A 10,554-nucleotide genomic window follows, 5' to 3' on the forward strand; every position below is an offset into this window, starting at 1 on the left:
GTGCGGTCAAACTTTTGAGGTGTTTTAGTCGATCGGGCACGAGTTCTACAAAAGCATCATGAACGGCATCGCCAGTGATTGGTAGAACTCGCGCATCTACCGTCCAATGTACTAAAATCAAATGACCTTGCGATCGCATCCGTTCTAAGATCAGCCCTTGTGCCTTCATCAAATCTGGCAAAGACCAGTAATAACCCACCTCAGATAGGACGATCAGATCGAAATATTCTTCAGGAAACTTGTCAGGAACTGACATTAGTTCAAATCTAATATTATTGAGGTGCTGACAGCGCTCGATCGCTTGGCGTTGCGGAATCTCAGAGACATCAATCGAGAGTAATGAATGACATCTTTGTGCCAATTGTTCGGTCAATACGCCGATCGAGCCGCCAATTTCAAATCCCGATTGATATAAGCTGTGGGGTAAAGCGTCGAGCGTAGTGGCATATTTTTGCGCTTCATATTCACTGGTTGCAAATTCCCACGGGTCGGGATTTTGTTGATAAAGTGCCTCAAAAAAGTCGGCTTTTAAAGATTTGGAATCGGATAAATTCATATAATTTCCTCAAAATAAACTTCCCACGGTCGGGTAAAGTTAGCTAACATTTCCGAACTCAAACAAAAGCCGTCAGGGTCATCATCAATGAGTTGACCCAACTGCGATCGATACAACCCGATCGCTTGAGTTTTTTGAGCGAGTACCGAGCTGATATCTAGCCTCCAGCCCACAATGCGACTCAAATCGGCTACCTGTCGCTGTTGATGGCGATCCCAATCCCAAATTGGATATTCGATAATCTGGGGAGCAATTCCCAAGCTTAAAATTGCTGCTTGAATCAGTTGCCAACTCGCCCGATGATCGGCATGTGGATCGTGTCGCCACGGCAGAAAAATTGTATCTGGTAAGGTTGCTTGCAGATAGTTGCGGCACAATGTTTTAGCATCAAGAAAACTGGGCGAAGTCACTGTCGGTACGGCACCATCTTTGAGCTGTAAAAAAGTGATATCTGGTGGACTAACGCCCAAGAGCTTGAGGGCAGAAATCGTCTCTTGCGATCGAACCGCCTGGAGGATATGCGCTGGATACTTTTGAGAGTTGGGATGAGAACCCGTGCCATCGCTGACAACTAGGACTTTGACGCGATAACCTTTGCTGGCAAGCAGGGCTATCGCACCCCCACATCCCAGCGTCTCATCATCGGGGTGCGGTGCTACGATAACTACTCGCTGACGATCGATCGCCCCGAGATCCCACAGGGGCAAGGTTTCAGGAGCGGCTAATAAACCGCCCTGCTGCCACTCCTCAGTCTTACCTGACACAGACAACCCTAAATCTCCATGAGTCTGCGGCGATCTCACCAAGCTAATACCCCGGCTACCATTAGTAGCCAGTACTAGCGGAGGGGAGTCATCGTCGTCTTCTGAGACTGGGCTAGATCCGGCGCGGGGCTGCTTCATGATGCCAGAGTGAACCATTAACGGCGTTTTGGAGGGCGTATTGTCCGACGGTGGCGAGCGCAACGTCAAAAGCAGGCTGACGTAGATACAGTGTCAGATCGCGAATGATGCGTTCGAGTGGCTCTGGGGGCAGCAATCCGCGCGTTCCCACCGAGCGCTCGGCAAGTTGAATTGCCTCCATACAGATTTGCTCGATCGCTGTGCGCACCATGCTGGCATAGGCTACTAGCGCCGCCGCCTGGGGATGCGGCACATCCGGCTCCCCGGCAAAGATCGGCGCATAGCGATCGAGTTGTGCGGCTGCACCCTGTAACCATAGGTACCCACTCTCGATCGAGATCGCCATCTTGCCCAGTCGCTGTTCCTGATAGGGGTCTCTAATCCGCCCCAAGCTCTGCAAAAACTGGCGGGTACCATCAAACAAAGCTTCGGCTCCCCCGAGCTGGACGGCGGCAAATCGCACCACTCCAGCGGTCAACCACGGCTGGCGATAGTAGTCGCCCGGTTGCCCGATTAGCTCGCTTTCATCCAGGATAATATCGGTAAAATCCACTTTAAAACTAGCCGTCGCCCGCATCCCCGCAGGTTGCCACCAGCCTGGATCGATATTAGTGGCGACGCGCTCCATCGGGACGATGCACATTTGCCACGTCCCATCTGGCAATGTGCCATTTACAAACGGTCTTTCGACATAGCCACAGCCTGTCGCAAAGGTTTTAGCACCTTCGAGTCGATATTTGCCATCACCGAGCGGGAAAATTTTGACGCCATCTGCGGCTTCGGCATTCCACACCCCAAAAATTTTGTGCTGATGGGCGTCGCGAGCGTAGGTAGCGATTTGGGCGGGAGTGCCAAATGTCTGCACTAATTGCAGCCCATTAACATGTCCTTCATAAATCCGCCCGACTGCCAAATTAGCACGCCCGATATCTTTTAAGATTGTGAGCAATTGCGGGATCGAACTGGTGTCGATACCTAGTCCCAATCCACCCAAGTTATTAGCCAGTGGCGCACTCAACAATCCCGATCTGGCAATCAGCTCGAATTCACGCACGGGAAACGCGCCATTGCAATCGATCGCCGCAGCATTAGTACCGCAAAAGTCGATCGTTTCAGCAATCTGGGCGCGAATATTGCGACGATCGAGCGGACACTTAGCGATCGGTTCGTACCTATGTGCAGTATTGTCTAGAGATGGATAACTTTGTGGAGATGAATTGGTAACGGTCAATGCTTCCTCCTCAGCTTGGAGCGTAATTTGTTCGTGGATCGATCGGCGATTACACTCTAAATTTTGGGGCAGATGCTGACTTTTCACATCTACCCAAGGACAGAGGCATGTATTATTTACTCACCTCTTGCACCAAAAAAGGTTACTAGTGTTCTAGTGAATAGTGGATAGTGGATAGTGGATAGTCTTAGTACTTAGAAGCAAATTTTAAGTCTATTTTTTTCAGTTTTCATGTACTGGTGCGAGATGTGAGTTTACTAACGCTCGAAACCGATCGATCTAACTTCAATAAATCGATAACATTCTGCCAAATCTGCTACTCTAAATTGAGCGACTGAGTTCGCACTACCGACCAAAAATCGATCGCGGGTGGATATGGAAAGTAATTGGGAAAATTTTCTCAAAAATGTCGGCGAATGGGTGGGTACATTTACACAAGTTGCCACCACGGGCGAGCTGCTTGGTTCGACACCCTCAATTTTGACGCTCGAAGGGCTAGAAGACAACCGCTTGGTTAAATTTCGATTGCGCCGCTTTGCCAACAATATTACCGAACAGCCGACATCCGATCGCGTCCAAGAATATCGCTCTTTAGGCAGACAAGCAGTATTTTTCGATCCTGGGGCTTTTTCTAAAGGTTCGTTGCAAGTGGCTCCATTCGCCGAATTTGGCGCGGAGTACGGCTTTATCGATCGCGATCGCCGATCGAGATTGGTACAATTATTTGATGCTCAAGGCTGTTTTAGCAGCATGACACTGATTCGGGAAATTCGCAGCGGGACGGATGCCAAACTGCGCCCAGATCTAACGGTGGCGCAGTTGGTAGGCAAGTGGGAAGGCAGAGCCTGTACGGTTTATGCCGACGGCAAGGCTCCCGATACTACTGTCATGAGTTTGGAGATCCAGCAGACAAGCGGCTCTCTAGAGCAAAAATTATCATTTGGCGCACGGACGATCGCGTCAACCGCCCGCATCGATGGCAATTGCCTCCACTTTGAAGGCGCTACGCCGCGTCAAGTGTTACTGCTCCCCGATGGCATATCGAGTAATATTCCCCTCCAAGTCAGTCACCGTCAGCCCTTTTTTGTCGAGGCGGGGTGGTTAGTTACCGATGACGAACGCCAGCGATTGATGCGTAATTACAACGACAAAGGAGAATGGATTAGTGCCACTCATATTATCGAACATCGGGTAAGATAAAACTTCCTGTGAGTAGCTCGTCATCGAGCAAGCCCCTAATTTCCTTAAATGAATACTTTGAATCAGCTCGAACCGCGACAGCGGCGAAATTTGCGTGTGTTATTTATCGCGGGTTTATTGTTTTGGATAAGTATCGCGATCTTATTACCGACACTACCTGCCTATCTCGATGCGATCGGGATTAAACAACAACAAATTGGCATAATTATTGGGGCATTTGCGATCGGATTGCTCGCCACTCGTCCGCTAGTCGGTAAATTAGTGGATAAACGCGGGCGGAAGCTAGTATTACTCATCGGTACGGCGGTAGTCGCGATCGCGCCGATTGGCTATCTGCTATTTACTTCACTCCCTTTATTAGTCGTAGTGAGAGCATTTCATGGGATTAGCATCGCTGCTTTTACGACAGCTTACAGCGCCTTGGTTGTCGATTTGGCTCCCCCCAAGCAACGCGGCGAAATCATCGGTCTGATGAGCCTAACCAACCCCGTAGGTGTCGCATTAGGCCCCGCGATCGGCGGTTATTTACAGGTAATGGGAATGTATCAGGCGATCTTCTGGGTATCGATCGTCTGTGGCACGATTTCATTTTTAGCAGCTAGTCAATTGCATAATACTCGCATTAAAGTCGCTCCCGAACAAACTGAGCCAGTGACGAGTATTTCGGCGTGGAAAATTCTCACAAATCCAGCTCTAGGCGTTCCCGCTTTAGTCTTATTATTAGTTGGCTTTCCGTTCGGTGCGATCCACACATTTCTACCTTTATATATCCAAACTATTCATATCGATTTCAATCCTGGTTTATTCTACACGATCGCAGCAATTTCGAGCTTTAGTGCGCGATCGGTAATTGGCACGAGATCCGATCGGTACGGACGCGGGATCTTTATTGCAGCGAGTTTGTGCTGTTACACTGCGGGGATAGCTTGTCTGGCGACAGCAAACAGTCAGATGAGTTTTGTCTGTGGCGCAATTTTGGAAGGTTTAGGCAGCGGGACGTTAATGCCGATGACTGTGGCACTGGTGTCCGATCGCTCTTTACCGCAGCAGCGAGGGCAGGTATTATCGATCTGTATTACTGGTTTGGATCTGGGGATTGCGATCGCGGCTCCGGTGTTTGGGATGGTGGCCAAAGATGTGGGCTACCCAGGGATTTTTACGATCGGGACGGGGATGGCGGCGAGTGCGATTGTGGTGTTTATAGTTTGGGGCAATCGCAGTTTACGACATTCGATCGGGTTTAGTTTGGGTCGCGATCGGGATGTTTACACAGTTAAATAGGATGACGATCTTTCATATCTTTGGCTCTCCTTCTTAGATCGATCGACATACTAAGGAAGACCTAATTTCATACTTCCCAGCATTTGCTTTCGCACTTCGCCGCGAGCCAATCACCCCCGCATGTCGGCAGGCTTTAGAAACTGATAGGCAGCGGTTCGTGTCCGATTGCTATTCGATCGTCAACTTATCACCCCACCATCTTAATTTTATACTTCAGCCAACATCCATATTTCCGGCTAGAATCCTAGTGCAGTGGCGACGGATTTCATGTTGGCAGCGATGCCTTGTTGAAAGGGATCGCTCTTGTTTGCGATCGCGGTATCGGGGTCTTTGAGGCCATTTCCGGTCAGATTAAGACAGTTTGAGTTCTGTTTGCTACGGATCTAACTTGTCTGTGGGCAGTGCCCACCCTACATTTTTGGCTACTATTTAGTTGCCCCGCATCCGCTTCAATCTCTTCGGATCGCTCCACACAAACATCGCCATTCCGACTGCCCCCACACTCCAGGCAATGAATGGGTGAGCGAAGATCCACAGAGGCAGGGATGTCGGCACATATCCAGTCGTCTCAGTAGGGTGGGCACTGCCCACCATCTAGGTTTCAGCTACTATCTACGATTTCTGGCTAGAATCCCATTGCTGCGGCAACTGATTCCATATTGGCGGCGATACCTTGTTGGAAGGGATTGATTTTATTGGCGATCGCTGTATCGGGGTCTTTGAGACCATTTCCGGTCAAGACGCAGACAACGGTAGCATTATTGGGTACGCGATCTTTGACTTTGAGTAACCCAGCGACAGATGCGGCACTAGCAGGTTCGCAGAAGATCCCTTCTTTACTACCCAACCAGCGATAGGCGGCGATGATTTCGGCATCGGTAACTGAGTTAAATTCACCATTACTGTCATTTTTGACTGCGACGGCTTTTTGCCAGTTAACGGGGTTGCCGATGCGGATCGCGGTGGCGAGGGTTTCGGGATCTTTGACGCGGATGCCACTAACTAATGGTGCGGAACCAGCGGCTTGGAATCCCATCATTTTGGGAAGATTGCGACATTTGCCATGCTGCTGATATTGATTGAAACCCATCCAGTAGGCGGTAATATTCCCACCATTACCAACTGGGATGCACAGCCAGTCTGGAGCTTCACCTAGGGCATCTACTAGTTCAAATGCGGCGGTTTTTTGACCTTCAAGTCGATAAGGATTGACGGAATTAACCAGGGTAATCGGATAACGATCTGCCATAAGCTGCACGATATCGAGCGCATCATCAAAGTTACCTTTAATTGCGAGAACTTCTGCACCATACAGTAATGCTTGGGCTAACTTGCCGAGCGCGACGTAACCATCGGGAATCAGGACATAGGCGCGCATTCCGCCTCGGATTGCATAGGCTGCTGCCGCCGCCGAAGTATTGCCCGTACTGGCACAAATTACCGCCTTGGCACCCGCTTCTTTGGCTTTAGTGATTGCCATCGTCATCCCCCGGTCTTTGAAGCTGCCAGTGGGATTGAGACCGTCATACTTAATATAAACTTTGACGCCCCGACCGATTTCTGCGGCGATCGTCGGTACGGGGATTAGCGGTGTGTTACCCTCATGTAAAGTAACTACGGGAGTAGTCTCAGTCACAGGCAGATACTCGCGATAAGCTTCAATTAATCCCGGCCAGCCACGGTTGGTAGCAGTTCTAGAATTGACTTCAATATGGGTATCTAAGCTCATGATATGACTATAACCTGGATAAAAATTGATGGGCGACTTCTGCCCTATGAAGATCGCAGACCCTCGATGATTCTACTATTGAAGCATAATTCTGAGGGTTCTAGGGACTAAAATGCCAAGTCTAAATGAGGGATTAGCAATCTAGGGAGGGGTGATGGGTAAAAGGTAATGGGTAAAAGGTAAGAGGTAATGGGTAACGGGTTAAGATCGTCGTTACATCTAGCCACTCACATCTAAAACCTAAAGCCTAAAACCTAAAGCCTAATCCCCTGAGCCACCTTGCCCACAGCCATCCTAGATAACTACCGCCAAAATAGGCTGGAAAATCAGACCACAAAAATGTCGAACCCAGTAGCAATCGCCCCGGCCAGGTAGCGCGGATCGCTTGGAGCCAAGGCGGTTGATATAGTTGGAGAAATTCGATCGCACAAGATCCTACGCAGACCCAGATTGCTGTCCACCGCAGACTAGCAGGAGGATAGATAAATAACACCAATAATATCCACACGATCTGATAGGCAATGCTACCACCAGCATCGTGAAAATATGCGGGTAAGATCTGACTAAAGCGAATGGTGTAACCTAGTGGTACGATCGCTAGTATATTAATCAGGAACACTAACCGCTGTCGATAAAATTTGTTGGGCATCGATCGATAGTGGCTGTCTCAAGTGATTTTTGCAAGGATAAATATGAAAAAGAGTCTCAAGGGCGACCGCACTTTACTACTGACGAGTATCTTACTATTTTTCATGCTAGCCGCTGGAATCGTGAGTGGTGTGGTGGGCTTTATTTCTGGGCATGAGGCGCTCAAAGGCGTAACTCAGCCCGATATTCGTCCCAACAATAATAAAGGCGGCAACCAACAAAATATCACTACCAAGGGCTTAGAACTCGTTAACGAGCAAGAAGCGATCGCTAATGTCAAAAAGCAGATGGGGATCGAAGAACCTAAAAAAGACGCTCAAAAAGCCAAAGATGCTAAAAAAAGCGCCGCTGATTTTGAGAAGGCGGTAAAAAACGATCCTAAGACTGGTTTGCCAATTGCTAAACTGCCGATCGTCAAGGAGGATCAAGGGATTACAATGACGATTAAATCGATCGCCGCCAAAGGCAATGAAGTCAAACTAGAAATGACTCTATCCAATCGTGGCAGTCAACCCGTGAATTTTGGGCAAGGCGCAACGATTAATGTAACGACCGATCGATCCCAAACCGTCAATGCTGCTACGACAGGATTACCTGGTAGTCTGGCTGCTAACGGTCGCGAAGTTAGAGTAATTCTCGCTATTCCCAAAAATGCTCTCGATAAAGTGAAGAGTGTATCGCTACAATTAACTGATGTAGATAAAAAGCTGCAACTAGAAGCTTCAGGCGTGCCAGTTGGGAAGTAGAGGGTAAAGGGTAAAGGTTAAAGGGTAAAGGGTAAAGGGTAATGGAACAATTCCTTGCTTCCCAGTCTCCCCGTCCCTAGTCCCCCTAAGCCCATATTCCCCTAGTCCCCCCTTTTCCCATCATCCCATCATCCCCTCTTTCCCTCTTCTTCTCTCCCAACTCCCATCTCCCAACTCCCAACTCATTCCTAAAATCCCGACAATGAACGATCCTCATCCACTTCTAGGTGGTTCAGACATTGGGTGGCGGCTGCTCCTAGTAGCGGGTTTAATTGCGATCGACGCTTTTTTTGTGATTGCCGAGTTTTCGATCTTGTCCGTGAGGCGATCGCGGATTAGTCAACTGGTAGCCGCTGGTGACGATCGTGCCAAGCAAGTTCAGGATTTGCAACGGGGGATCGATCGGTTGCTCTCCACTACCCAAGTCGGTATTTCGCTCTCTAGTTTGGCATTAGGCTGGATTGGCGAGCGGGCAGTCGCCCAAGTTTTTGCCCAGCAGTTAGAAAGTATTCCGCAAGCTCATGCGCTGGCAATTCCGTTTACTTTTGTCCTGTTAGCATATCTCCAGATTGTCTTTGGCGAACTGATTCCGAAGTCGATTGCCTTGATTTATGCCGAACAGATTGCCAGATTTTTGGGTGCGCCGAGTCTCGCTATTGCACGGATTTTTAGTCCCTTAATTTGGGTACTCGATCGATCGACTAAGCTCTGCTTACGCTTAGTCGGGATTAGAGCGCGGTATGACAGTCGCGATCGCGTCACGTTCAAAGAACTACAAGCGATCGTCGCCACCGAGCGCGAATCTAGCGGACTGGGGATCGAACAGCGCGAAATCCTGACAAAAGTGCTAGCATTTGCCGACACGATCGCCACCGATGTAATGGTACCGAGTACCCAAATCGTCACAGTCCCCCAAACAGCCAGTTGTCAATCAGTCCTGATCAAAGTCGCCACTACTGGCCATTCCCGCTATCCAGTTACCGATACATCCGTCAATAAAATCGTCGGTGTAGTCTCATTTAAAGATTTTGTCACGTTACTAGCTCAAGGCAAACCAGCCGGACAAATCCCGATCGCCCAATGGATCCGACCAGTAGAATACGTCACTGAATCCACGCTGGTAAGTGTTGCCCTCCAACAGATGCAGCAATCTGACACCCACATGACGATCGTGGTAGATGAGTTTGGGAACACTGCTGGTTTGATTACCCGCCAAGACGCGATCGCCGAAATGATCGGGATGAACGTATCCTCCGATCGACCGACACAATTATTTCAAAAACTCGCCGACGGCACATTTTTGGTGCAAGCTCAAATCAATCTCGAAGATCTCAACCAACAACTCAAGATCGATCTCCCACTCTCTGACGACTACCAAACCCTCGCCGGATTTTTGCTTAAGAAACTGCAACATTTTCCCCAGCCCGGGGAATCCTTAGATTATGGGAATTGGAATCTAACCATCATTTCGACGATCGGCCCCAGGATCGATCGAGTCAGAGTGAAAGGGATTAGGCTTTAGGCTCTGGGCTTTAGGCTCTGGGCTTTAGGCTCTGGGTTTTAGGCTTTAAGGATCTGAGTAGCAGCTATACCCTTTACCCTTTACCTTTTACCTCTTACCTTTTACCTTTCCCCCTTTCCCCCTTTCCCCTTCACCCCATCCCCGGATCGACCATTCCCAATTCCTCAAAAGCGGCTAACCGCAGGCGACAGGAGTCACAAGTACCACAGGGAGTTCGTTCCCCGGAATAGCAAGACCAAGTTTGCGCCCAGGGTACGCTTAAGCTGTCACCAAGCTGGATAATTTCGGTTTTTTTGAGGTCGATGAGGGGCGTGACAATTTCGATCGGATCGCCTTCGCGTCCTTGCTTGGTACCCAACCGAAAGACCGATCGCATCGCCTCGATGTAGTCGGGACGACAATCTGGATAGCCTGAATAGTCGAGTGCATTGACCCCAATGTAGACCCGATTAGCCGCGATCGCTTCGGCGTATGCGAGGGCAAAACTCAAAAAAATCGTATTGCGAGCGGGAACATAGGTAACGGGAATAGATTCTGACATTGCAGCCAGATCGCGGTGTTGGGGTAAATCGATCCGCTCGTCTGTGAGTGCCGAACCGCCCCACAAGCGCAGATCGAAGCTCACTACCTGATGGTCGGCGACGCTAGCAGCAGTCGCGATCGTCCGAGCAGCTTCGAGTTCGCGGCGATGACGCTGTTGATAGTCAAAAGAGAGGGCATGACAACTGTAACCTTCACT

General features: G+C 49.4%; 11 protein-coding genes and 1 pseudogene. 4 read left to right on the forward strand and 8 right to left on the reverse strand.

Translation table 11 applies throughout. The annotated features are described in order from the left end of the window. The 3 genes from RMO35_RS04745 to RMO35_RS04755 all read right to left on the reverse strand — a co-directional run. The coding region (locus tag RMO35_RS04745; RefSeq protein WP_309738925.1) for an SAM-dependent methyltransferase at nt 1-556 on the reverse strand (556 nt) is incomplete at its 3' end. Further along, complete coding sequence (locus RMO35_RS04750) at nt 553-1,458, reverse strand: PIG-L deacetylase family protein (RefSeq protein WP_309738926.1); 906 nt, start codon at nt 1,456-1,458, stop codon at nt 553-555. The genes RMO35_RS04745 and RMO35_RS04750, both read right to left, overlap by 4 nt. Continuing rightward, nucleotides 1,433-2,590 carry an acyl-CoA dehydrogenase family protein gene (locus RMO35_RS04755; RefSeq protein WP_396135600.1) on the reverse strand — a complete coding sequence of 386 codons (1,158 nt, stop codon included), beginning with the start codon at nt 2,588-2,590 and terminating at the stop codon, nt 1,433-1,435. Before RMO35_RS04755 ends, RMO35_RS04750 begins: the two co-directional genes overlap by 26 nt. A 474-nt stretch (nt 2,591-3,064) precedes the next feature. Here RMO35_RS04755 and RMO35_RS04760 point away from each other — a divergent pair, with 474 nt between their 5' ends. After that, nucleotides 3,065-3,889, forward strand: coding sequence for a DUF3598 family protein (locus RMO35_RS04760; protein WP_309738929.1), 825 nt, complete (start codon nt 3,065-3,067; stop codon nt 3,887-3,889). A 48-nt stretch (nt 3,890-3,937) separates the two neighbouring features. Then, entirely contained in the window at nt 3,938-5,170 is a 1,233-nt protein-coding gene (locus tag RMO35_RS04765) for an MFS transporter (RefSeq protein ID WP_309738931.1), read from the forward strand. A 236-nt stretch (nt 5,171-5,406) separates the two neighbouring features. Here the strand turns inward: RMO35_RS04765 and RMO35_RS25175 are convergent. The 4 genes and pseudogenes from RMO35_RS25175 to RMO35_RS04780 all read right to left on the reverse strand — a co-directional run. Then, nucleotides 5,407-5,520, reverse strand: a pseudogene (locus RMO35_RS25175) (threonine synthase); the annotation flags it as partial. 79 nt (nt 5,521-5,599) lie between these two features. Further along, nucleotides 5,600-5,764, reverse strand: a complete 165-nt coding sequence (locus RMO35_RS04770) for a hypothetical protein (protein ID WP_309738933.1) — start codon at nt 5,762-5,764, stop codon at nt 5,600-5,602. A gap of 31 nt (nt 5,765-5,795) precedes the next feature. Further along, entirely contained in the window at nt 5,796-6,899 is a 1,104-nt protein-coding gene (thrC, locus tag RMO35_RS04775; RefSeq protein WP_309738934.1) for a threonine synthase, read from the reverse strand. 247 nt (nt 6,900-7,146) lie between these two features. Next, nucleotides 7,147-7,548 carry a DUF2809 domain-containing protein gene (locus RMO35_RS04780; protein ID WP_309738935.1) on the reverse strand — a complete coding sequence of 134 codons (402 nt, stop codon included), beginning with the start codon at nt 7,546-7,548 and terminating at the stop codon, nt 7,147-7,149. A 43-nt stretch (nt 7,549-7,591) separates the two neighbouring features. Here RMO35_RS04780 and RMO35_RS04785 point away from each other — a divergent pair, with 43 nt between their 5' ends. After that, nucleotides 7,592-8,293 (forward strand): hypothetical protein, encoded by a 702-nt coding sequence (locus RMO35_RS04785; RefSeq protein ID WP_309738936.1) that lies wholly within the window; start codon nt 7,592-7,594, stop codon nt 8,291-8,293. A gap of 202 nt (nt 8,294-8,495) precedes the next feature. Beyond that, nucleotides 8,496-9,815, forward strand: coding sequence for a hemolysin family protein (locus tag RMO35_RS04790; protein ID WP_309738937.1), 1,320 nt, complete (start codon nt 8,496-8,498; stop codon nt 9,813-9,815). Nucleotides 9,816-9,945: 130 nt separating this feature from the next. Here RMO35_RS04790 and queC read toward each other — a convergent pair. Next, the coding region (gene queC / locus RMO35_RS04795; protein ID WP_309738938.1) for a 7-cyano-7-deazaguanine synthase QueC at nt 9,946-10,554 on the reverse strand (609 nt) is incomplete at its 5' end.

The organism is Chamaesiphon sp. OTE_20_metabat_361 (assembly GCF_031364565.1).

Bases quoted from the DNA above. Each gene is read 5' to 3' on its own strand.
- RMO35_RS04790 (WP_309738937.1), top strand. From the start codon at position 8,496: ATGAACGATCCTCATCCACTTCTAGGTGGTTCAGACATTGGGTGGCGG.
- RMO35_RS04760 (WP_309738929.1), top strand. From the start codon at position 3,065: ATGGAAAGTAATTGGGAAAATTTTCTCAAAAATGTCGGCGAATGGGTG.
- thrC (WP_309738934.1), bottom strand. From the start codon at position 6,899: ATGAGCTTAGATACCCATATTGAAGTCAATTCTAGAACTGCTACCAAC.
- RMO35_RS04750 (WP_309738926.1), bottom strand. From the start codon at position 1,458: ATGAAGCAGCCCCGCGCCGGATCTAGCCCAGTCTCAGAAGACGACGAT.
- RMO35_RS04780 (WP_309738935.1), bottom strand. From the start codon at position 7,548: ATGCCCAACAAATTTTATCGACAGCGGTTAGTGTTCCTGATTAATATA.
- RMO35_RS04765 (WP_309738931.1), top strand. From the start codon at position 3,938: ATGAATACTTTGAATCAGCTCGAACCGCGACAGCGGCGAAATTTGCGT.
- RMO35_RS04770 (WP_309738933.1), bottom strand. From the start codon at position 5,764: ATGGTGGGCAGTGCCCACCCTACTGAGACGACTGGATATGTGCCGACA.
- RMO35_RS04785 (WP_309738936.1), top strand. From the start codon at position 7,592: ATGAAAAAGAGTCTCAAGGGCGACCGCACTTTACTACTGACGAGTATC.